Genomic DNA, 22,659 nt, shown 5'->3' with positions numbered 1-22,659 from the left:
GATTTAAATGGTGATTGGGTTGACCAAGTCGGCGATAATCAGCAGAGCACTCATGGCCATCAACAAAATAAAGACAAACCAGGTAACCGGCATTAGCAGTGCAGTATCGGCAGGGCCAGGAGCAGGCTTGCGCAAGACTCGGAACAGCCCTCGCTTTAAAGATTCATAGATGCCTCCGGCTATGTGCCCACCATCAAGCGGAAGCAGCGGCAACATGTTGAAGCCGAATAGAGCAAAGTTCAGGGACGCGACTATGGAAAGTCCTACGGAAAGCTTGTCTACTACATCGATGTTGTTGTTGGCACTTATCTCACCCGAAATCTGACCAATGCCCACCACTGACACGGCACCATTGGGGTTTCTAGGTTCCCCGGTAAAAGTCGAAATAGCCACGTCAGTCAACTGCTGCGGGAGCGTCAGAATCATCTGGGCAACTTGAGATATTCCAAATACCGATTGCTCAAGCGCCTTTGCGACAGGCTGTTGGGAGCGCTCGGAACCAAACAGGATTCCGATTACCGCCCGCTGCTCCAACTGAACCGTGCCGTCGGGGGCCAAAACTGGATTACCGTTGGCATCGACTTTGCCACGTGCTGCAGCTATTGGAGTAAGTTCAATATTTTTAGTTGCCTTTGAACCCGAAGGGCGAATAGTCAAAGTAGCTGCTTGTCCGGCCGTGAGATTTGCCGAAAGATCTGCCGAGGTCTCAATCGTTTTGCCATTCACGGAAATGATTTCGTCGCCAGCGGCAAGGCCCGCTTGCGAAGCCGGTGAGATTGGATCCATGTCCGTGCATTCACTTGCAGATCGTGGTTGAACAATCACGCAGGGCATGACCTGATCAATTGTGGTCGACTGCCGGATGGTGCCAATTCCTGAAATGACAACCACCATCAGAAAAACCCCGAGCATTAGGTTCATTAGTGGTCCACCAAACATGATGATCATGCGCTTCCAAACTGGAAGTTGATAAAACATTCGGTTTTTATCGGCGGCAGTCACGTGTTCGCTGTGTGCATTGCGCGCCGAGAAAATCATGTCGGCAAAAAAGCCGCGCTTTTTGATTTGAGATGCTGTCTCGTTCTTTGCCCCGGCTATTTTATTGGGCGGGTACATGCCGATCATGGTTATGTAGCCACCAAGAGGAATCAGTTTTACCGCATAGGTTGTTTCACCTCGGGTGAACTTGAAGAGTGTTGGGCCAAAACCGATTGCGTAGGTTGGCACTTTGACGCCAAATTTTTTGGCGGGCCAAAGATGACCTAGTTCGTGAAGTCCAATTGAAACAGCAATACCAATTGCAACGAAAATTATTCCGCCGACATACCAAAGAGATTCAGACACGGCTAGAACCTAACCCCAATGGCTGACAAATGACTGAGCATAGCTAGCGGCAACCTCAGCATGCCCTAGCGAATAGGGCGTCTGCGCGATCTCGCGCCCAACGCTCAGCGGCCAAAACTCCCTCTAGGGAAAGTTCTTTTTCGGCATCGTGTGCATCAACAACTCGCTGCACCAAATCAACAATCTGATCAAACTTTATGAAGCCGGCGTGGAACGCTTCGACCGCTTGTTCGTTGGCGGCGTTGTAAACCGCAGGGTAAGTTAGCCCAGATTCACCAACCTGACGCGCTAACTTAATGGCTGTAAAAACCGATTCGTTTAGTGGCTCAAAAGTCCAGGTAGCAGCTTTGGTCCAATCGCAAGCCGGTGCGACGTTGGGAACCCGGTCCGGCCATGACATTCCCAAGGCAATCGGTAACTTCATGTTTGGCGGCGAACATTGGGCCAAGACTGAGCCATCTACAAACTCAACCATCGAGTGCACTACCGACTGAGGGTGAACGGTGACTTCAATTCGGTCAAAGGGAACATCAAATAGTAGGTGGGCCTCAATTAGTTCAAGTCCCTTATTCACCATGGTGGCCGAGTTGGTGGTGACAACTTTTCCCATCACCCAGGTTGGGTGTGCCAATGCCTGCTCTGGCGTAACCGATGCAAGCTGCTCTTTGCTCCAGCCGCGGAATGGGCCGCCGGATGCGGTCAGGATTAATTTGCGAACTTCCTGTTGAGTGCCACCAAGTAGGCACTGGGCGAGTGCTGAGTGCTCGCTATCAACCGGCACAATCTGACCTGGCTTAGCGGCCTGAGTCACCAAGCGACCGCCAACGATTAAAGATTCTTTATTTGCCAGCGCCAGAGTCTTGCCGGTGGATAAAGTGGCCAGGGTAGGAGCCAGCCCGATCGAACCGGTAATGCCATTTATGACGACATCGGCATCGGTGTCTTCAACCAATTTGGTTGCTGCCTCGGCACCTTGCACAGCATTGGTGACCTTGAACGCAGACTTCTGTTGCTCAAGTAGATCGGTGTTTTGACCCGCGGCTAAACCAACCACTTCAAAACGGTCCGGGTTAGCTGCAATCACCTCAAGAGCTTGAGTACCAATTGACCCGGTTGAACCAAGGATGATTACGCGACGCATGAGTCCATCTTGCCACCAATGAAAGGCTTAGACTTAAGCCATGAGCGAGACCCAGATCGCGCAAGAGCGCAAAGTAGTCACTTCAATTCCAGGACCTAAGTCGCAGGCAATGCACAAACGCCGCCTGGAAGCCGTATCTGCAGGTGCAGGAGCGGCACTTCCGGCTTACATCGAGGCAGCCCACGGCGCCATTTTGGTGGATGTCGATGGCAACCAGCTAATTGACCTAGGTTCAGGAATTGGCGTCACCACAATTGGCCACACAAATGCCGGCGTGATTGCCGCGGTTCAAGAGCAGGTAACCAAGCTCACCCACACACTTTTTACCGCTACCCCGTATGAGCCATATGTAGAAGTATGTGAACTGCTGAATAAGCATGTTCCAGGAAACTTCAAAAAGAAGACCGCGCTATTTAATTCAGGCGCCGAGGCTGTCGAAAACGCGGTGAAGTTGGTTCGCAAGGCAACTCGCAAAAACGGCATCGTGGTCTTTGACCACGCTTACCACGGCCGCACAAACCTTACCTTCTCGATGAACTTCAAAAACGCTCCCTACGGCAACGGCTTCGGCCCAACCGCAGCAAGCATTCAGCACGTACCAATGTCTTACCCGTACCGTGACCCACAGGGCATGACAGGAGTTGAGGCAGCACAGCGCTCAATCACCTACATCGAAAAGCGCGTTGGTGTTGAAGACCTAGCCGCAATTTTCATTGAGCCAATTCAGGGCGAGGGTGGCTTCATTGTTCCGGCACCGGGTTTCTTGAAAACTCTAAGCGATTGGGCCCACGCAAATGGTGTGCTCGTGGTTGCCGATGAGGTTCAGGCCGGTATCGCCCGCACCGGCAAGTGGTTCGCCACCGAATGGGAAGAAGGCTTTGAGCCAGACCTATTCACAATCGCCAAGGGTATTGCCGGTGGAATGCCGATTTCGGCAGTAACCGGTCGCGCAGAAATCATGGATGCTTCACACCCTGGCGGAATGGGTGGAACCTTTGGCGGAAACCCAGTTTCTGCCGCCGCAGCCGTTGCGGTACTCAAGCAGATTGAAGCCGGCGGAGTGATTGAGCGCGCACAGCAAATTGAGGCGCTGCTTGTTCCAAAGCTTCGCGAGCTTCAGGCCAAGTACCCGGTGATCGGTGATGTTCGCGGACGCGGTGCCATGATTGCAATCGAATTCGTTGAGCCGGGCACGCTAAACCCAAATAAGGCTGCTGTTGATGCGGTGGCAAAGTTCATGCACTCAAATGGCGTCTTCGTCTTGACCGCGGGAACTCACTACAACGTGATTCGCTTCTTGCCTCCTTTGGCAATCACCGATGAGCTATTGCTAGATGCGCTGAGCGTTCTAGAGGAAGCTCTCAAGTCGCTGTAAATAAGACTCGATAAAAAATCCCCTCGAAGCAATTCGAGGGGATTTTTTGTAATTCTTTTGGAGCTACTTGATTTTGGCAAGTCGCTTGGCTTTTAGCGAGCTGCGAACCTGCACGGTAACCACAATTGCGATTGCCAAGAAGAACACGCTCATACCAATCACGTTTGCCTCACCCGGAAGCCCCTTGGCCGCTGCGGTGTAAACGAACTTAGGGAACGTCTCAGTTGGGCCAGAGTTGAAGTAGGTGATGATGAAGTCATCGAAGCTCAAGGCGAAAGCAAGGAGTGCTGCCGCCATGATGCCAGGCAGCAATAGCGGAAATGTGATCTTCCAGAAAACCTGAGCAGGTGAGCCGTATAGGTCACGGCCCGCTTCTTCAAGGGCAGGGTCAAGGCTGGCCACACGGGCTTTAACGGTAACCACAACGAAGCTCAGACAGAACATCACGTGAGCGATAACGATGGTGCCAAAGCCCATCTCAGCGCCAACGTTGAAGAACTGCGCGGCAAGACCAGCACCCAACACCAGTTCCGGTGTTGCCATCGGCAAGAACAAAAGCAAGCTAACCGCAGAGCGGAACTTGAAGCGGTAACGCACAAGTGCGATAGCAATCATGGTTCCAAGAATTGTGGCAATCACGGTTGAAATCAGGCCGATTGAAACCGAAGTTGCGAAGGCCTCGCAAACACCCTGAGCCTCACAAACACTGGTCCAGTTGTCAAAGGTAAAGCCGCGCCAAGCGATGTTGCTGCGGCGGTAATCATTGAAGGAAAAAACGAATGTGTAGGCAATTGGAATTAGCAGGTAAGTAAATGCCAAAACTGCATAAACCGGAAGCGCATACTTGCCGAAAGAAAACTTTCTCATAGCAGATCATCCGTTCCACTCTTGCGAACGTACAGCGTGACTAGCAACAGAATGGCGCCCATCAAGATAACCGATAGCGCAGACGCTGTTGGATACTCGTAGCTCTTCAAGAACTTAGACTCAACCACGTTTCCAAGCATTGAGGTCTCTGTGCTGCCAAGGAATAGACCGCTGGCGTTTACATAGTCGCCGGCAATTGGAATAAAAGTAAGCAGGGTTCCCGAAACAATTCCAGGCATAGACAGTGGCAGTGTGACTTTCATGAAAGTCTTGCGTGGGTTGGCGTATAGGTCTGCCCCGGCCTCGAGGTAGCGAACATCCAAGCGCTCAAGAGTTGTGTAGAGCGGCAGCGTCATGAATGGAATGAAGTTGTAGGTTAGACCAAAAATAACCATAAACGGTGTACCCACCAGATACTGATCGGGTGTCAGAAAACCAATTGACTGAAGCGCTCCAACGATCCACGATTCGTTTGAAAAAATCTGCTTCCAGGCAAAGGTGCGTAGCAGGAACGAGATGAAGAACGGAGCAATCACCAGGGTAAGCATGAGTCCCTGCATTAACGGCCAGCGACGAGCCTTCACGCCGATGAAATAGGCCAGTGGATAGCTAATGATCAGGGCCGCAACAGTTGCGATTAGCGCATAAAAGAATGAGCGGAAAATTTGCGGTCCGTACTGGGACACCACGTTTACGTAGTTAGCAACTTCAAAACCGTAGTTGTAAACCGGGAATCCCGATGAGATGTCCATGGTCTGCAGTGATGTTGCGATCAATGAGAATAACGGTGCAATAAAGAAAATTGCCAGGTACAGCAAACCCGGAAGCAGCAGTAGCAGCGCTACTCTACCGTTACCTTTGCTTGCCGGTGCGGCCTGCTTTGCGCCGCCGCCACCGTGACTGAATGCTGCGAATGCCATGGCTACTGAACCGTAATTGACTCAGTGATGGTTTCATTGCCAACGTTGGTTGGCAGATCAGCCAAGCCAAAGGTGTGCTCGATCTTCCAGCTAACCCAAACCTTGGCGCCAAGTTCGGTTACCGGACTCTTGCCAACGTTCTGCGCAAACACGGTGACGTTTCCAACATTTGGAATCTCAATCAGGTACTGGTTACTTACACCGGTAAAGCGAATGTCAATAATTTCACCCGGACCGATTAGGTTGTGACCTGCACCTAACTTTGGCTTCTCCTCGTGGAAGAAAGCCTTTTCTGGGCGAACACCTAATGCAATCATGCCCTTATGTTTTTCGGCACGATCCTTGGGCACGGTGATCTTGTTGCCAGCAACATTGATGCTGATTGAAGATGCATTTTCTTCTTCAACCTTGCCAACAAAAAGATTTGACTGACCAAGGAACTTTGATACAAAGACGGTCTTTGGGCGATCGTAGAGTTTTTCTGGAGCACCCATCTGCTCGATTCGACCCTTGTTCATTACGGCCACGGTGTCGGCCATGTCCATGGCCTCTTCTTGGTCGTGAGTCACGTGCAAGAAGGTAAGCCCAACTTCCATCTGGATTGCTTTGAGTTCGATCTGCATCTGTCGACGAAGCTTTAGGTCAAGAGCGCCAAGTGGTTCATCCAAAAGCAAAAGCGAAGGACGGTTTACCAGTGCGCGAGCAAGTGCAACACGCTGTTGCTGACCACCAGAAAGCTGAGCCGGGCGACGAAGCGCCAAGTGGCCCAACTCAACCAGGTCAAGCGAGGCTTGAGCTTTGGTCATTGGGTCATCAATCTTGCGCTGCTTCAAACCAAAGGCAACATTCTCAAGCACACTCATGTGCGGGAACAGTGCATAGCTCTGGAACACAGTGTTTACCGGGCGCTGGTAGGCCTTGGTTGCAGTTACGTCTTTGCCACCGATAAGGATTTTGCCCTTGGTAGGTTCGTCAAGACCAGCAACCAAACGAAGGGTTGTGGTTTTTCCGCAACCAGACGGCCCAAGCAAGGCGAAGAATTCACCTGCAGGAATATGCAGATCTAGATCCTCAATCGCTGTAAAGCCTGGAAACTCTTTGCGGATACCTACTAACTCTAAATCCGCGCCGCGGGCAACAAACTCAGTTGCCAACGGACTATGCGCCTAGCATGACGTCTTGGAACGCCTTAGAGAACTTGACTGATTCTTCACCGGTTAGCGAACGGAAACCGTGGGCGTTCTTCATGAAATCTTCCGACGGGAAAATCAACTGGTTTTCTGCCAACGCAGGGTCGATCTTCACGGCCTCTTCCTGAGCTCCAACTACCGGAGTTACGTAGTTCACCCAAGCTGCCAACTCTGCTGCAACCTTTGGGTCGTAGTAGTAGTTAATTAGTTCTTCAACGTTTCGCTTGTGAGTTGCACCCATTGGGGTCACGAAACAGTCGGCAGAAATTGTTGTTCCAGACTCTGGAATGAAGAAGCCATACTTTTCTGTTTCGGCAGAAAGGTTAAGCTGCACGGTGTCGCCAGACCACGCAATTGCGGCGATGGTGTCACCGTTCTCTAGGTCCTCTGAGTAGCTGTTGCCCTTGATCTTCGATATCTGACCGTCGGCAACCTTGCCCGCGAAGAAGTCGATTGCATTCATGAAGGCATCCTCGGTGAGCGAAGACTCGCTGGTGATGTCGATGCCGTTCGCCAAAAGAATTAGACCAATGGTGTCGCGCATTTCAGAAAGCACACCAACGCGGCCCTTTAGTGCTGGGTCCCAAAGGTCCTCGAGTGAAGTAGGCGAATCTTTACCAGTTGCCTTCTTGTACTCCGCCTTGTTGTAGGTGATTCCGGCAAGAATTCCCTGGTAAGGAATCGCACGGCTGCGATCAGGGTCGTATGCCGGGTTGTTGTAAGCGGGCGCTAGGTTTTTGTGATTTGGAATGTTAGCTAGATCAAACTGCTGGGTGTAACCAAGGTTTACCCAACGTGCTGCCATCCACTCGGTAGGGCAAGCAACATCGGCACCGATGTCCTGACCCTTGGCAAGCTGCTTCTGCACCTTGCTGAAATAAGAATCGTTGTCGTCAATCTCAATCTTGTACTCGACTTCAATGCCGGTCTGTGCTGTGAACTTCTCAAGTGTTGGGTACTTACCGTTGTCATCTTCATCCATGTAAAGCGACCAGTTGTGCCAGATTAATGTCTTTTCTGAATCTGAAAGATCTGCGGCTGGGGTAAGTGCCTCACCGGTTGAACCGCCTGGTGCACATGCAGCGAGAGCAAGGGTTGCCGCTGTGGCACCTGCACCAGCCAGAGCTGCGCGTCTTGTCATTTGGTGACGGCGAGCCATTTTGATTAGATCGCGCATCATTGGGTCTTCTGGAAGTGGCTTATTCATTGCCCGTGCTCCTTAGATAGAGGGGCCTTCTTTGGCCCAACCAACATAACCAAACGCGCTAGGTTCGCGCATCTACTGAAATCCTGCCATAAAAAATCCTCCTAGAATTCAAAACTTGCCCCCAGCGGGAAATTGAAATGAGAAGTTAATGAACCGGGTTTTTGAGCGATTCCGCTGGCCCAGCCAGCCAGCACCGAAATTGGTTCCGCGGGCCGCTTAAGGTTCAGTTGAGCTAGGTCAATTGGGTCGGCTTCGGCGAGCGCGATTCGCACTCGGAGATTGGTCAACATAGTTCGGGGAATGCCCTGAGCAGATTGGGTTGCAACAATCAGGTGAATTCCTAACGACCGCCCGCGGGTGGCCACCAGTGTTAGTGCCGAAGTAGCCAGAGGAGATTCGGCGAGCGCCGCCGCCAGTTCGTCGACAAATATGTAGTGCCTGGGCAACTGAAACATTATTGGTTCCTCTATGCGGCTTGCTCCCTTTGCAGCCAAACCAAGTTCCCGACGCCCAACCTCCGCCCTAATCTCATTCCAAAGCTGTTCAGGACTGTGACCATCTATGTCTGTGGCAAATCGCTTCACCTGCCCCAAGCCTTGATACCTGCTGAAGCTGGCACCTCCCTTGAAATCCAAGAGAGTGATTTCACAATTCGGCTGATCGCGTATGGTTGCGCCAAGAAGTAATTTCAGCAATTCACTCTTACCGGAACCCGTGGGGCCAATGATGATTGCGTGCACACCCTCAGCTTCAAGATCTAGAGCCAAGTCAAAGACTGGCCCGTTCTGCTTAGCTTGCCAAGCTCTAAAGACCACGGCGTGCCATTCTTTCTTCCAAAGGATCTCCCGCTTTGGCAAAAGGTAGTCACCTATCCACACTTCGGAACCATTGATGATCACCGGTTCGGAGAGGTCAACTGTTCGGCCCTCGTTGAATCTGCGAATTGCCAGCCAGATCAGGGCGGTAATGGCACTGAGCCCAAGCATGTGCCAGGCGCCTGAACTAAAGCCCAGATAGGCTCCAAATAAAAGCGACGGGAGCATCCAGCTGAATTGCATTTAAAGAGTTTGGGCCCCAGACCTAAGCCTGGAGCCCGCGCTCGTAAATCTGTGGACTAGTCCCCTATAAACGACATGACGTGCTTGATGCGGGTGTAGTCCTCGAAACCATACTGCGACAAGTCCTTGCCGTAGCCTGAGTGACGGAAACCACCGTGCGGCATCTCGGCAGCCAATGGAATGTGAGTGTTGATCCAAACGCAACCAAAGTTCAGCGACTTTGAGAATCGCAAAGCACGGGTGTGGTTTTGGGTCCACACCGATGACGCCAAGCCGTACTTCACGTCGTTCGCCCAGCGCAGGGCCTCTTCATCGGTGCTGAATTTTTGCACGGTAACAACCGGACCAAAGATTTCGCTCTGAATGTGCTCGTCTTGCTGCTTCAAACCAGACAACACCGCAGCCTCAAGGAAGTATCCCTTGTCACCTACTCGCACACCACCGGTCTCTATGTTGGCGTGATCTGGTAGGCGGTCGATGAAGCCTTGAACGCGTTCTAATTGGTTGGCGTTGTTCACCGGACCATAAAGAATGTCATCGCGCTTTGGGTCACCGGTTGTGGCATTTGCCTTAACCTCGGCTACCAGCAGCGACAGGAATTCATCGTGCACCGATTCGTGCACCAAGATGCGAGTAGCAGCGGTACAGTCCTGACCGGCGTTGAAGAATCCGGCAATCGCGATTTGCGCTGCGGCTTTCTGCAGATCGGCATCTGCACAAACAATTACCGGAGCCTTGCCACCAAGCTCAAGGTGAACTCGCTTCAAATCGGTGGCAGCTGACTTGGCAACTTCCATACCGGCACGAACAGAACCGGTGATCGAAACCATCTGGGGAATTTCGTTCTCAATCATTGCGCGGCCGGTGTCACGGTTTCCGGCGACTACGTTGAAAACTCCCTTTGGCAAGAACTCGGCCGCAATCTCAGCTAGCAGCAATGTAGACGCAGGAGTTGTATCCGATGGCTTAATCACCACGGTGTTACCGGCGGCGATTGCCGGGGCGAACTTCCAAACCGCCATATTCAGCGGGTAGTTCCAAGGAGTCACCTGGCCAATTACACCGATAGGCTCTCGGCGAATCGATGAGGTGTGATCCCGAGCGTACTCGGCGGTTGCCTTGCCCTCTAGGTTTCGGGCTGCACCGGCGAAGAATCGAATCTGGTCTACCGAAGGCGCCATTTCGTACTCAACTAGAGTGCTGCGCGGCTTACCGGTGTTCTCTGATTCAACGTCGGCAGCCTCTTCGGCACGAGCCTCGAGCGCATCGGCGATTCGGAACAGGGCCAACTGGCGCTCACCCGGAGTGAAGTTGCTCCACTCTTCGAACCCTTTTTGGGCTGCCTGGTAGGCGGCATCGACATCTGCTGCAGATGAGACCGGCGCCGTTGCATAGGCCTCACCGTTGGCTGGATTGATTACTTGGCTAGTTTCGCCTGATTTTGAGGCTACGTATTCGCCATTAATGAAATTTTTGAGTTCACGCATATTGCGATTCTAATCAGGTTTTTGGGGCCCAAATATAAGGATTCCGAAGTCAATTATCACGATTTGCTATCGAATCAGTAGCAAAAGGGCGAATCAGGTGCGGATTCGTTTGCTAAAAGGCCTTTTCACTGTCAAAATCGTCACATGTCACGAGTTTTACGCACCAAATCTAGCCAATTGGACGATGTATCGAAGTCGATCATTGAACAGTTGCAACTGGATGGGCGTAGGTCTTATGCCGAAGTAGGTAAGAAGGTAGGTCTCAGTGAGGCCGCTGTGCGTCAACGTGTGCAGAAACTTACCGAATCCGGTGTGATGCAGGTTGTTGCTGTAACCGACCCTTCACAGCTTGGCTTTACTCGCCAGGCAATGATCGGTGTTCGTTGCGGTGGCGACACTCGTGAACTCGCAGAGAAGCTAACTGCGATGCCAGAGGTGGACTACGTAGTCCTAACCGCTGGCAGCTTCGACATTTTGGCCGAGGTGGTGTGCGAGAACGATGAAGAACTCGTGGCACTGCTGAACTCCAGAATCCGGACTCTGCCCGGAGTTACCTCTACCGAATCGTTCGTGTATTTGAAGGTGGCGAAGCAGGTTTACAACTGGGGCACTAGATAGTGCCACTGCAAACAAATAGTAAAGAGTGATATTTCATGGCAACCACGGCAAGCACAGCAGGAAAGCTTGTGAAGAGCATAAAAGCTCTGATCAAGGCTCCGGTTAAAAAACCGGCCGCAGCGAAAGCAGACCGCGCCACCCCGCTTCTTGATGCACGTAAGGCAGGAAAAGAAGCAACACCAGCAATGCTGCAAAAAGTTGCAAAAGAAACAATGTTTTTGCACTTCACCCGACACAGCCCTTACTACACGGCTAAGGGTGAAATTCCAATCATCACCAAAGCAAGTGGCCACCACTTCTGGGACCAGCACGGCAAGAAGTACTTTGACGGTATTTCAAGTTTGTTCTCAGTAAATGCTGGACACGGTCGAGCTCGCTTGGCCGAGGCTGCTGCAAAGCAGATGAAAGAGTTGGATTATTTTCCACTTTGGTCACACGCGCACAAGCCAGGCATCGAACTTTCTGAGCGCCTACTTTCGTACGCACCAAAGAATCTGACTCGAGTATTTTTCACCACCGGTGGTGGTGAGGCCAATGAGACAGCCTGGAAACTCGCAAAGCAGTACTTCAAGCTTCAGGGCAAGCCAATGAAGCACAAGGTGCTGACCCGAGCAGTGGCGTACCACGGCACCTCGCACGGCGCACTTTCATTGACCGGTATCCCATCGATGAAGAAGGCCTTCGAGCCTTTGGTGCCGTCAACCTTCCGCGTACCTAACACCAACTGGTACCGCGCGCAGGATGACTTTGAAACAGAGGAAGAGTTCGCTCTTTGGGCTGCAAATCGTGTTGAGGAAATGATTGTTTTCGAAGACCCAGACACCGTTGCGGCGTTTATCTTTGAACCAATTCAGAACTCTGGTGGTTGCTTCACTGCGCCAAAGATCTACTTTGATCGCGTTCGTGAGATCTGTGACAAATACGATGTTCTGATCGTGGCCGATGAAACCATCGACGGTTTTGGTCGCACCGGTTCAATGTATGCCTCAAACTTCTACGGTTTCGAGCCAGACATGATGGTGCTGGCAAAGGGTATGACCTCTGCCTACGCGCCTATCGGTGCTCTGTTGGTTGCCGAGAAGCTATTTGAGCCGTTCAAGAATGGCACCACGCTGTTCCCACACGGTTACACCTACGGCGGTCACCCGGTATCAGCCGCGGTTGCACTCGAAAACCTAGACATCTTTGATGAAGAAGACTTGGTTGGCAACGTGGTTCGAAACCAGGATGCATTCAAGGCCTCGCTTGACTCACTTCGCGACCTGCCTATCGTGGGCGATGTCCGAGGCAAGGGTTACTTCTGGGCTATTGAACTTGTGAAAGATAAGACCACCAAGGAAACCTTTAACGACGCCGAGTCAGAGAAGCTACTGCGTGGAATCCTTTCGCAGAAGATGTTCGAAGAGGGTCTGTACTGTCGCTCAGATGACCGTGGCGACCCTGTGGTTCAACTTGCTCCGCCTCTAACAATTGGTCCTGATCAATTTGACGAGATCACACAGATTCTGCGCGGTGCCCTAGAGCACGCGTGGAAGGCTATGTAGGAGTTCTCCACAACTTAGGGTTCGCATCGAATTCAAACTTCATGGAAAGATAGGTTCCACTCATGAAGAACATTGAATTCGATGCGAACCTTTCGTTTAAGTCAGATATCGGCTGGATCACAGTTTTTTCTCGCGGCGAAAAGGTTGTTCGCATCGAGATAATCGGATCTTCCAATAAGGGGCCATGCGGTAACAGAGTCATACCAAACCTGGGCAAATCCAAAACACTGGTTGACGCCAAGAAAAAAATCTTGGATTACCTTGAGGGCAAGACTCCGTCTCTAGATCTTGACTTCGAGCACCATGGAACAGCTTTTCAAGAAACAGTTTGGAATCAGGTTTCAAAAATCAAATTTGGCCGCACCATGACCTACAGCGAGATAGCCGAGAAGATTGGAAATCCAGGTGCCGCGAGAGCAGTGGGAACGGCAGTGGGTTCAAATTCCCTTCCGTTGCTTGTGCCCTGCCATCGGGTCGTGGCATCTGGAAACAAATTGACTGGGTATTTTGCTGGCGAGGGGATTGAGACCCAGCAGCAATTAATTGACCTTGAACGCGCGGGCAAAAAGGCCGCTCGCTGATGATTCGCAAATATGATGACGGGTTGAGCCGTTGCCAGTGGCCCGGAAACGATGAGCTCTACCTTGAGTACCACGACACCGAATGGGGTGTGCCACTTTCCGGTGATCAAGAAATATTTGAGCGAATTTGCCTAGAGGGATTCCAAGCCGGACTTTCGTGGATCACCATTCTCAAGCGGCGCGAAGGTTTTCGCATGGCTTTCAAAAACTTTGATTATAAGAAAGTTGCCAAGTTCACCCAGAGTGATGTTGATCGGCTAATGCTGGATGAGCGCATTATTAGAAATCGCAGCAAAATTGAAAGCGCCATCAAAAATGCCCGCCTGGTTTTAGAGATGCAAAAATCTGGCGAATCAATCAGCGACGTGCTTTGGCAGTTCGCTCCCCCGGCTAGTAAAAAAATGCAACCGGCCAAAAGTTTTGAATGGGTTGCCGTGACTCCCGAATCAACTGCAATCAGCAAGGAATTACGCGCCAGAGGATTTGGCTTCGTAGGTCCAACAACCATGTATGCCTTGATGCAATCCATCGGCATGGTTAACGATCACGCCCCCGGTTGTTTCAGGCGAAAAGAACTTGCTTAGAGTTCGCTGTGTTTAGGCTCGGCTAACGCCGGGTTGAGGCAGACTGGAAACATGCGACAAAACCTTGCAATCCTGCTTCAATCGGTAGCCGTTGGGGCCGCGCTGGTCTTGGTCCCGGCAACTGCTGGAACGACGGTCATGAAGCAACCGCTAATTTCTTTAGGCGCAAGCGGCACCTCGGCGCAGCCGGGACAGGCCAGCGAATTCGCCGATGCAAAAATGATGATGCCGAACCCCTTTACCTACGTTTACGAGGCTGGGGACGCTCTTTCTGATGAGGCTGGCACAGGGCAGGTTTATGAACTGCAACTTAGCGGTGAACCTAAAGCAATTCTTCAAAGAGTTGCCGACGCTCTTGGAGTGCAAGGCAGCCTCTTTGAGCCTGAGTATTCAAATGATCAGTACCGGGTTTTCGTCATTGGTTCAAAAGATGGCTCCGGTGCTTCGGCCACAATTAACTGGAGTGGAACCGGAAGTTGGTGGTTCAATGAACCCCAGGCTTATCCAACACCGGACTGCAATAAGTGGGAAACCGCCGAAGACGGCGCAAACTACTGCGGACAATACGCAGAACAAAAACCAACTCCGGAACTGCTGCCTTCAAAAGATCAAATGATCACTGAGGCCGCAAAAATATTTAGCGCCGTTGGTCAGAAAGTTTCCGCAGCCCAAATTCAGACCTCATCCTCTGATTGGGGCGCTAGCGCCTATTCGAGTTTGCAAATTGGTGGTCAGGATTCTCCAATTGAATGGACCGTCAGCTGGGGGCCCACCGGCAAAATCGGCTCGGTGTCTGGTCATTCAGTAAAAGCGGTAAGCCGCGGTGATTTCAAAACCATCTCTGACAAGGCCGCAGTAGGACGAATCAGCGACTGGCGCTACTCTGGCCAACTGGCTCAATCAGTCTGGGCTAAATATCAAACCAACCCCGGTGGCGAAGTAATTGCTTTTGATGGTGCCGCTAAATCTCTTTCGGCGCCAGAACCCTTCGGCGAAGACCTGCCCGAAAATCCTGAACCTGACCAATCACCCGCACCAAGCCCAACCCCGATTAATGTCACAGTCAACAAAGCGATTAAGGCTCAATTGATGATTTGGGATAAATCAGGCAAACCTTGGATCGTGCCCGGTGTGATGCTTTTTGCCGATCAAGGCTGGCTAACTCCGGTGTTCAATCTGGAAGACGGCGTAGTGGAACTTCCGGACCCGGTCGAAGTTTCACCAATGCTCAAGTAGCCCAGCGACCACCTAGGTTGCTTCGGTAGTAATTAGGGTTAGGGCTTTTGAATTAATCTCTAGCTTGAGTCCAACTTTTTTGGCGCAGGCTTTCAGTTCAGCAATGGTTTGGGGTTCTTTCGATGCGGTCAGTGCCGCACGCACCAACTGACCCTTGGCCTTCTTATTGAAGTGATTCAACTGCTCGCGAGAACCATCCGCTCGTTCAACAAACACCGTCACGGTATAGGCATCGATGTTCTCTGGCAGGGGCGCAAGATCGGCGTATGCCTTTGAGCGCAGATCAATAACTGGACCGGCGGCCAGGCGAGCCCAGGCAAACTGTTCGTGCGGTGCTGGCCAAACCCGCTTTAGATTTATGCCGCAAATCAACTTGCTTGGCGAAACTTTGTAATTTGGGATTAGGTCGGTAGCAGCAATCGCTCCAAAAAGCGCAGACTGAATCAGCACCATACTGCGGGCTCGGGCAAGTTCATCGGTGTTGAGTGAATTATTTACTGTTGGCGTGCCCTTTAAGCCTCGGCCATGAATTGCCGCGTAAAGAGTGCCGGTGTATCGATTAATCGCAGCCATGGTTGGCGCTTGGCGGATGTCTTGGTCGCCGGTTGCTTTAATGTAGGCCGCTAAAACCTCATCGCGAGTTTGATCCAGACCGCCAAAGGTCAGGTGAGCCTGAGTGATTTTGATTGAACCCCCGCCATCGGCTTTGGTTTCAGAAGGGGGGATCAAAAAGAGCATAAAAATTAGCCTATTAGTTCCTGAGCGGATAAGTTTCTAGACTGGCTACATGGTGAAACTTACGAAGATCTACACGCGCACCGGCGATGAGGGAATGACTGGGCTCAGTGACTACACCCGAGTACGCAAGACTGACCCGCGCATTGAAGCCTATGCCGATGTTGATGAGGCAAACTCGGCAATTGGTTTAGCGCTTAGTTTCTCCAAAGGTGAAATTGACCCCGATACTTTGGCTCTGCTGACCCGAATTCAAAACGAACTGTTCGATCTAGGTGCCGATCTGGCAACCCCACTGCACGATACATATGAATACCAACCGATTCGAGTGCCGGCTGATTGGGTCGACCAGTTGGAAAACGCCATCGACAAGTACAACAGCGAATTGCCCAAGCTGGACTCTTTTATTCTGCCGGGCGGCACCTCGCTGGCGGCCGGATTGCATCTAGCCAGAACTGTGGTTCGCCGAGCAGAGCGCGCTACTTGGCACGCAATTGAAACTCACGGAGTTGAACCATCCAAGAAGGGCACCGATGCCGGTGGCATCAATGTGGTTGCCGCCAAGTATCTAAACCGCCTAAGCGATTTGTTATTCGTGCTGGCCCGCGTTGCCAACGGTGGCAACGATGTTAAGTGGAAACCAACCGCGAATCGCTAATGCAGAAACCCCAGTCAAAAGACTGGGGTTTCTGTTTGAAATATTTCAGGCTTTAGACCAGTGCTGCGTTTCTAGCCACGATGGCCACAACGTTGTTCTCTACAGATAGAAATCCGTCTTCGGCATTTGCCTTGATGACGTTTCCGTCTTCAAGGGTGATGCGAACCTCACCTGCGCCAAGAATGGCGAGCATTGGTTCGTGACCCGGTAGCAAACCGATCTCACCTTCGACGGTCTTTGCAATAACCATCTTGGCTTCGCCAGTCCATACGGCCTGGTCGGCAGCTACTAGTTCAACGCGAAGGGTGGCCATTATTACTTACCTGATTCCTTCTGGATCTTGTCCCATTCCTTTAGAACATCGTTGATGTCACCAAGGTTGAAGAACGCCTGCTCACCAACGTGGTCGAAGTCACCGCGAGCAATAGCCGCGAAGCCTTCGATGGTGTCCTTCAGTGGCACGGTTGAACCTGGAACACCAGTGAACTTGGTAGCCATGTAGGTGTTCTGTGAAAGGAAACGCTGAATACGACGAGCGCGTGAAACGGTGATCTTGTCTTCTTCAGAAAGTTCTTCAACACCAAGAATCGCGATGATTTCCTGAAGTTCCTTGTTCTTCTGAAGAATTGACTTGACTCGAGTTGCGGTCTCGTAGTGGTCCTTGCTGATGTAGCGAGGGTCCAAGATGCGCGAGGTCGAGGTTAGTGGGTCCACCGCAGGGTATAGACCCTGAGACGCAATGTCACGAGATAGCTCGGTAGTTGCATCCAAGTGAGCAAAGGTGGTTGCCGGGGCTGGGTCGGTGTAGTCGTCGGCAGGAACGTAAATCGCCTGCAGCGAGGTAATCGAGTGACCACGGGTTGAGGTGATGCGCTCCTGGAGCAGACCCATCTCATCGGCCAAGTTTGGCTGGTATCCCACGGCAGATGGCATACGACCTAGAAGGGTCGATACCTCAGAACCTGCCTGAGTAAAGCGGAAGATGTTGTCGATGAACAACAGCACGTCCTGCTTTTGAACATCGCGGAAGTACTCCGCCATGGTCAACGCTGAAAGAGCAACGCGAAGACGGGTGCCAGGTGGCTCATCCATCTGACCAAAGACCAAAGCGGTCTTGTCGATAACGCCTGACTCGGTCATTTCGTCGATTAGGTCGTTACCCTCACGAGTACGCTCACCCACACCGGCAAACACCGATACACCGTCGTGGTTTTCTGCCACGCGGTAAATCATTTCCTGGATCAAAACGGTCTTACCAACACCGGCACCACCGAATAGACCAATTTTTCCACCCTGTACGTAAGGAGTAAGAAGGTCAATGACCTTGATACCGGTCTCAAACATGGTGGTCTTTGACTCAAGCTGGTCGAACGCAGGTGGCTGGCGGTGAATCGACCAAGTTTCCTTAACTTCGATCTTCTCGCCTGGCTTGGCGTTTAGAACTTCACCGGTCACGTTGAATACGTGACCCTTGGTGACGTCACCAACAGGTACTGAGATAGGAGCGCCTGTGTCAGCAACCTCTGCACCGCGAACCAAACCATCGGTTGGCTTCAATGCAATTGCGCGCACTAGGTCATCTCCGAGGTGCTGTGCAACCTCAAGAGTAAGAGTGGTCTTCTCGCCCGCTACGTCTAGCTCTGTGGTCAGAGCGTTGTAGATAGCAGGGATGGCATCGTGCGGGAACTCGATGTCAACAACTGGACCAGTAACGCGTGCAATGCGCCCTACTCCAGCCTTGTTCTTGGTCTCGGCCATTTCTCTTTCTTTCTCTTAGTCCTCGTTGCCGGCGGTAGACAAAGCGTCTGCACCACCAACAATTTCGGAAATCTGTTGCGTAATTTCTGACTGACGCGCTGCGTTTGACAGGCGTGTGTAGTTCTTGATCAGCTTGTCGGCATTGTCAGTAGCTGACTTCATTGCCTTTTGACGAGCAGCGTGCTCAGACGCTGCAGACTGCAGCATTGCATTGTAAATACGGCTCTCGATGTAAACCGGTAGCAGTGCGTCTAGCACCTTGTTTACATCTGGCTCAAATTCGTAAAGCGGGTAAACCTGTGAATCGGCAGGCGCTTCAACACCCTCAACAATTTCCAGCGGAAGCAAACGAACTACTTCTGGGACCTGGGCAATCATCGAGATAAAACGGTTCGAAACCAAGTGGATTTCATCCACACCACCGTCTTTGTAATCGGTGTTGAATGCTTCAACAACTGCATCGGCAATTTCTTTTGCGGTGCCAAATTGAGGAAGATCTGTTCCACCAATCCAGCTTCGGGTGAATGCACGACGACGGAAACCAAAGTAAGCAACGGCCTTGCGACCAACTAGGTAGTAAACAACTTCCTTACCCTGCTCCTTGAGTAGGTTAGTTAGCTGCTCTGCTTCCTTGAGGACGTTTGATGAGAAAGCACCGGCTAGACCACGGTCAGAAGTGAAAATCACTACTGCTGCGCGGTCAATGCGGGCTGGCTCGGTGGTTAGCGGGTGATCAACATTTGAGAATGTTGCAACCGCTGAAACCGCACGAGTCACCGCACGCGAGTAAGGGGTTGATGCTGCTACGCGCTGCTGAGCTTTGTTGATGCGCGAAGCGGAGATCAACTCCATGGCACGAGTGATCTTCTTGGTGGTCTGTGCAGACTTAATTTTCTGTCTGTAGACGCGAAGTTGCGCTCCCATGTTCTCTCCTCGCTCTCTATATCTGGGTGGTTAGTTTCGTGATGAAAAGAAGAATTACTTCTTCTTACCCTTCACGATTTTTTCCTGGTTTACGTCTTCTTCTTCAAGAGCTTCGGTGCCGTTTGAAGGAAGCGGGGTTCCGCCCTTGGTGGCAAAGCTCTTCTTGAACTTTGTAACTTCCTTCTCAAGCTCCGCCACGGTGTCGCTCTCCAGCTTGCTGGTCTCGCGAATGGTGGTTAGCACCTTGGTGTTACGGCGTAGGTGCTCTAGAAGTTCAGCTTCAAAACGAAGCACGTCTTCAACTGGAACTTCATCAAGCTTTCCGGTGGTACCCGCCCAGATAGAAACGGTCTGTTCCTCGACTGGGTATGGAGAGTACTGAGGCTGCTTTAGCAATTCCATCAAACGTGCACCGCGAGCTAGCTGCTGACGTGATGCTGCATCTAGGTCAGACGCGAACATTGCGAACGCCTCAAGTGCGCGGTACTGAGCAAGTTCAAGCTTCAGGGTTCCTGAAACGCCCTTGATTCCCTTAACCTGAGCCGCACCACCAACACGTGAAACCGAGATACCTACGTCAATCGCAGGGCGCTGGTTTGAGTTGAACAAGTCTGACTGCAGGAAGATCTGACCATCGGTGATAGAAATCACGTTGGTTGGAATGTATGCAGAAACGTCGTTTGCCTTTGTCTCAATGATTGGCAGACCAGTCATCGAACCGCCACCAAGTTCATCGTTCAACTTCGCACAGCGCTCTAGTAGACGTGAGTGTAGGTAGAACACGTCACCTGGGTAAGCCTCACGGCCTGGTGGACGACGAAGAAGAAGTGAAACGGCACGGTATGCCTCGGCCTGCTTTGACAGGTCATCAAAAATGATTAGTACGTGCTTGCCGCCGTACATCCAGTGCTGACCAATTGCAGAACCGGTGTATGGAGCTAGGTACTTGAAACCAGCTGGGTCAGATGCAGGAGAAGCCACGATGGTGGTGTACTCCATTGCGCCGGCCTCTTCAAGAGCACCCTTCACACCAGCAATGGTTGAACCCTTTTGACCAATAGCCACGTAGATGCAACGAACCTGCTTGTTGACATCGCCTGACTCCCAGTTTGCCTTCTGGTTGATGATGGTGTCGATCGCGATTGCGGTCTTACCTGTCTGGCGGTCACCGATGATTAGCTGACGCTGACCACGACCAACTGGGATCATCGCGTCGATTGCCTTGATACCGGTCTGCAGTGGTTCGTGAACTGACTTACGAGCCATAACACCAGGTGCCTGAAGCTCTAGCGCGCGACGGCCCTCGGCCTTGATGTCTCCCTGACCGTCGATTGGGTTACCCAGTGGGTCAACGACTCGACCCAAGAATGCGTCACCAACAGGTACAGATAGAACTTCACCGGTGCGGTGAACTTCCATACCCTCAACGATGCCTTCGAAGTTACCGAGCACAACGGTACCGATCTCGCGCTCGTCGAGGTTCAGGGCTAGGCCAAGAGTGCCGTCGGCGAACTTGAGTAGCTCATTGGCCATCGCACTTGGTAGTCCCTCAACGTGAGCAATACCGTCACCGGCATCGATTACGTGGCCTACCTCTGAGCGAGAAGCCTTGGCTGGCTCGTAAGACTTTACGAAGTCCTTTAGAGCGTCGCGAATCTCGTTCGGGCTGATTTTCAGATCTGCCATCTCGTTCCTCTACTTCTGGGGCGAACCCCTGTTGGTCTCTCAGCCGGATTAGTGACTGAAGTTTTGGTCAGTTGGCAGTTATGCCAACTGAAGTTTTGCGTTGGTAAGACGTGAAGCCAAGCTTCCGTCAAGAATCTCTCCAGCTACCTGAACTTTGATGCCGCCAAGGATTGCTGGATCAACCTCAACGTTTAGCTTCAGGCTCTGTCCGTAAGACTTCGCCAAGACACCTTCAAGACGATCCAGCTGAGCTGAGCTCATCGGTGTCGCAACGGTGACGGTTGCTACTAGGCGCTCTGCATAGGCAGAAACTTGCTTGCCGAATTGCTCTAGAACTAGAGACACGCGGCGACGGCGTGCGCCGGTTACCGCGCGGCGAATCAGAACTGCAGCTTCGTCGCTTGCCTTGCCCTTGATTAGCGAGGCAACCAAAGCAAGCTGCGCGTCCTCAGATGCCAGGCGATCGCCCAGTGCAAACTGCAGATCCTGATCAGAATCAACAGCCTGCTTGAAAGCAAATAGCTCGCTTTCAACGTCGGCGATTTTCTTGTTGTTAGCAGCGATGGCAGCAACTGCGTAAACAGCCAACTGCTCAAACGCACTGACCAGGTCCTGGCCGGTTGACCAGCGAAGTTCAACCAGAGCGGTCGCAAACTCAAGCGCAGAAGCAGAAACATTTTTGCCAAACACGGCGTTCAATGCTCCTGATTTTGCCTTAGCCTCGGCGGAAGGGTCCGAGAGGATGCTGCGCAATTGAGATGAAGACGCTACGGCTGCGCCGATTGCGAAAATCTCTTCTGCGAACTTGAGGTCAGCTTTTGCAAGAAGCGGGTTTAGCGCTGCCTTAGCTGCAATCAGCGACTGTCTGGTTGAGCTTGCCATTAGTTCTTCTCGCCTGCTTTCGCTTTCGAAGACTTGTCGTTAGCCTCTAGGTCGGCCAAGAACTGGTCTACCACTGAGCTAGCAATCTTGTCGTTCTGCAAGCTGGCACCAACAACGCTTGATGCAAGATCGATGGCGAGTGTGCCAACCTCTGCACGAAGTGAAATGAGTGCAGCCTGACGCTCGGCTTCAATCTGTGATTTTGCATTTGCAGTCAAACGAGCTGCTTCTGCTGCTGCCTGCTCCTTTAGTTCAGCCAAAATGACTGCACCTTCGGCTCGGGCGGCCTCACGAATCTCTGCGGCTTCGGCGCGAGCAGCTGCCTGCTCTGCTTCGATGTTTGCAGTCTTAGCTGCGGCCTCAGCCTGAGCTTTTTCTGCAGCCTCTAGACGACCTTCGATCGCTTCGGTGCGTGCATCAAGGGTCTTCTTGAAATTAGGAAGAACCTTGAACCAGAAGAAAGCAAGCAGGATAAAGAAAACAACCGAAGACCAAAGAATGTCGTAGCTAGCAGGCAAAAGTGGGTTTGGCGCTGCCTCACCCTCTGCTGCCGCAGCGAGAATTCTTGAAATCATGGCCTAAGTTCCTGACTGATTAAGCGAAGATGAATGGAGTTGCAAGACCGATAAGCGCTAGCGCTTCGGTGAATGCGATACCAAGCCACATGGTGACCTGTAGCTTTGCTGCTAGCTCTGGCTGGCGAGCGATTGATTCGATGGTCTTTGAAACAACAAGACCTACACCGATACCAGGACCCACTGCTGCTAGGCCGTAGCCGACAACTGCTAGGTTTCCGCTTAGTTCTGCGAATGTAGTTACGTCCACTTTGTATTTCCCTTCCGTGGTTTAGAACTGACGGTTGTC

General features: G+C 51.9%; 23 protein-coding genes. 7 read left to right on the top strand and 16 right to left on the bottom strand.

The window, feature by feature from the left end:
* Positions 1-3: 3 nt before the first annotated feature.
* Together RHOLA_RS02200 and dxr are read right to left on the bottom strand one after the other, a co-directional pair.
* Complete coding sequence (locus tag RHOLA_RS02200; protein ID WP_038502058.1) at positions 4-1,344, bottom strand: M50 family metallopeptidase; 1,341 nt, start codon at positions 1,342-1,344, stop codon at positions 4-6.
* Positions 1,345-1,399: 55 nt separating this feature from the next.
* Positions 1,400-2,485 (bottom strand): 1-deoxy-D-xylulose-5-phosphate reductoisomerase, encoded by a 1,086-nt coding sequence (gene dxr / locus RHOLA_RS02195; RefSeq protein WP_038502056.1) that lies wholly within the window; start codon positions 2,483-2,485, stop codon positions 1,400-1,402.
* A 40-nt stretch (positions 2,486-2,525) separates the two neighbouring features.
* Between dxr and gabT the strand changes: the two genes are divergently transcribed.
* Positions 2,526-3,860 (top strand): 4-aminobutyrate--2-oxoglutarate transaminase, encoded by a 1,335-nt coding sequence (gene gabT, locus RHOLA_RS02190; protein ID WP_038502055.1) that lies wholly within the window; start codon positions 2,526-2,528, stop codon positions 3,858-3,860.
* Between the two features lie 63 nt (positions 3,861-3,923).
* Here the strand turns inward: gabT and RHOLA_RS02185 are convergent, their stop codons facing one another.
* The 6 genes from RHOLA_RS02185 to RHOLA_RS02160 all read right to left on the bottom strand — a co-directional run bounded on the left by RHOLA_RS02185 (position 3,924) and on the right by RHOLA_RS02160 (position 10,589).
* Positions 3,924-4,727 carry an ABC transporter permease gene (locus RHOLA_RS02185; RefSeq protein WP_038502052.1) on the bottom strand — a complete coding sequence of 268 codons (804 nt, stop codon included), beginning with the start codon at positions 4,725-4,727 and terminating at the stop codon, positions 3,924-3,926.
* The gene (locus RHOLA_RS02180; RefSeq protein WP_038502051.1) at positions 4,724-5,647 is read right to left on the bottom strand and encodes an ABC transporter permease; all 924 of its coding nucleotides are present in this window, start codon (positions 5,645-5,647) and stop codon (positions 4,724-4,726) included. Before RHOLA_RS02180 ends, RHOLA_RS02185 begins: the two co-directional genes overlap by 4 nt.
* Before the next feature lie 2 nt (positions 5,648-5,649).
* Positions 5,650-6,801: an ABC transporter ATP-binding protein gene (locus RHOLA_RS02175; protein WP_038502048.1), complete on the bottom strand. Its 1,152-nt coding sequence runs from the start codon at positions 6,799-6,801 to the stop codon at positions 5,650-5,652.
* A gap of 4 nt (positions 6,802-6,805) precedes the next feature.
* Positions 6,806-8,044, bottom strand: a complete 1,239-nt coding sequence (locus RHOLA_RS02170; RefSeq protein WP_038502047.1) for an ABC transporter substrate-binding protein — start codon at positions 8,042-8,044, stop codon at positions 6,806-6,808.
* Between the two features lie 101 nt (positions 8,045-8,145).
* Positions 8,146-9,102 (bottom strand): FtsK/SpoIIIE domain-containing protein, encoded by a 957-nt coding sequence (locus tag RHOLA_RS02165; protein WP_084321345.1) that lies wholly within the window; start codon positions 9,100-9,102, stop codon positions 8,146-8,148.
* Between the two features lie 56 nt (positions 9,103-9,158).
* Positions 9,159-10,589 carry a gamma-aminobutyraldehyde dehydrogenase gene (locus RHOLA_RS02160; RefSeq protein ID WP_038502044.1) on the bottom strand — a complete coding sequence of 477 codons (1,431 nt, stop codon included), beginning with the start codon at positions 10,587-10,589 and terminating at the stop codon, positions 9,159-9,161.
* A gap of 144 nt (positions 10,590-10,733) precedes the next feature.
* Here RHOLA_RS02160 and RHOLA_RS02155 point away from each other — a divergent pair, with 144 nt between their 5' ends.
* From RHOLA_RS02155 to RHOLA_RS02135, 5 genes are all read left to right on the top strand, one after another.
* A complete protein-coding gene (locus tag RHOLA_RS02155) occupies positions 10,734-11,207 on the top strand; it encodes an Lrp/AsnC family transcriptional regulator (RefSeq protein WP_038502042.1) in 474 nt (157 codons plus the stop codon).
* Positions 11,208-11,392: 185 nt separating this feature from the next.
* Positions 11,393-12,751, top strand: a complete 1,359-nt coding sequence (locus RHOLA_RS02150) for an aspartate aminotransferase family protein (RefSeq protein WP_038503756.1) — start codon at positions 11,393-11,395, stop codon at positions 12,749-12,751.
* Between the two features lie 62 nt (positions 12,752-12,813).
* Entirely contained in the window at positions 12,814-13,332 is a 519-nt protein-coding gene (locus RHOLA_RS02145; protein ID WP_051636200.1) for a methylated-DNA--[protein]-cysteine S-methyltransferase, read from the top strand.
* Positions 13,332-13,916, top strand: a complete 585-nt coding sequence (locus tag RHOLA_RS02140; RefSeq protein WP_038502040.1) for a DNA-3-methyladenine glycosylase I — start codon at positions 13,332-13,334, stop codon at positions 13,914-13,916. The genes RHOLA_RS02145 and RHOLA_RS02140 overlap by 1 nt, the downstream gene beginning before the upstream one ends.
* Positions 13,917-13,967: 51 nt before the next feature.
* Positions 13,968-15,152: a hypothetical protein gene (locus RHOLA_RS02135; RefSeq protein WP_038502037.1), complete on the top strand. Its 1,185-nt coding sequence runs from the start codon at positions 13,968-13,970 to the stop codon at positions 15,150-15,152.
* 12 nt (positions 15,153-15,164) lie between these two features.
* On the opposite strand, the gene yaaA is transcribed toward RHOLA_RS02135, so the two are convergent.
* Positions 15,165-15,890, bottom strand: a complete 726-nt coding sequence (yaaA, locus tag RHOLA_RS02130; RefSeq protein ID WP_038502036.1) for a peroxide stress protein YaaA — start codon at positions 15,888-15,890, stop codon at positions 15,165-15,167.
* A 49-nt stretch (positions 15,891-15,939) separates the two neighbouring features.
* Here yaaA and RHOLA_RS02125 point away from each other — a divergent pair, with 49 nt between their 5' ends.
* Positions 15,940-16,545 carry a cob(I)yrinic acid a,c-diamide adenosyltransferase gene (locus RHOLA_RS02125; RefSeq protein WP_038502033.1) on the top strand — a complete coding sequence of 202 codons (606 nt, stop codon included), beginning with the start codon at positions 15,940-15,942 and terminating at the stop codon, positions 16,543-16,545.
* 52 nt (positions 16,546-16,597) lie between these two features.
* Here the strand turns inward: RHOLA_RS02125 and RHOLA_RS02120 are convergent, their stop codons facing one another.
* From RHOLA_RS02120 to atpE, 7 genes are all read right to left on the bottom strand, one after another.
* Complete coding sequence (locus RHOLA_RS02120; protein ID WP_038502032.1) at positions 16,598-16,858, bottom strand: F0F1 ATP synthase subunit epsilon; 261 nt, start codon at positions 16,856-16,858, stop codon at positions 16,598-16,600.
* A gap of 2 nt (positions 16,859-16,860) precedes the next feature.
* Positions 16,861-18,303, bottom strand: a complete 1,443-nt coding sequence (gene atpD / locus RHOLA_RS02115; RefSeq protein WP_038502030.1) for a F0F1 ATP synthase subunit beta — start codon at positions 18,301-18,303, stop codon at positions 16,861-16,863.
* 15 nt (positions 18,304-18,318) lie between these two features.
* The gene (locus RHOLA_RS02110; RefSeq protein ID WP_038502029.1) at positions 18,319-19,227 is read right to left on the bottom strand and encodes a F0F1 ATP synthase subunit gamma; all 909 of its coding nucleotides are present in this window, start codon (positions 19,225-19,227) and stop codon (positions 18,319-18,321) included.
* Positions 19,228-19,281: 54 nt separating this feature from the next.
* Positions 19,282-20,913 (bottom strand): F0F1 ATP synthase subunit alpha, encoded by a 1,632-nt coding sequence (gene atpA / locus RHOLA_RS02105; RefSeq protein ID WP_038502028.1) that lies wholly within the window; start codon positions 20,911-20,913, stop codon positions 19,282-19,284.
* 78 nt (positions 20,914-20,991) lie between these two features.
* Positions 20,992-21,795, bottom strand: coding sequence for a F0F1 ATP synthase subunit delta (locus RHOLA_RS02100; RefSeq protein WP_038502027.1), 804 nt, complete (start codon positions 21,793-21,795; stop codon positions 20,992-20,994).
* Positions 21,795-22,370 carry a F0F1 ATP synthase subunit B gene (locus RHOLA_RS02095; protein ID WP_038502026.1) on the bottom strand — a complete coding sequence of 192 codons (576 nt, stop codon included), beginning with the start codon at positions 22,368-22,370 and terminating at the stop codon, positions 21,795-21,797. The genes RHOLA_RS02100 and RHOLA_RS02095 overlap by 1 nt, the downstream gene beginning before the upstream one ends.
* A 19-nt stretch (positions 22,371-22,389) precedes the next feature.
* A complete protein-coding gene (gene atpE / locus RHOLA_RS02090) occupies positions 22,390-22,620 on the bottom strand; it encodes an ATP synthase F0 subunit C (RefSeq protein ID WP_038502025.1) in 231 nt (76 codons plus the stop codon).
* Positions 22,621-22,659: the final 39 nt, after the last annotated feature.

This window comes from Rhodoluna lacicola (genome assembly GCF_000699505.1).
GTDB classification, from domain to species: Bacteria; Actinomycetota; Actinomycetes; order Actinomycetales; family Microbacteriaceae; genus Rhodoluna; species Rhodoluna lacicola.
Note: the sequence above shows the minus strand (reverse complement) of the source record. Positions and strands in the feature narration are given on the sequence as shown.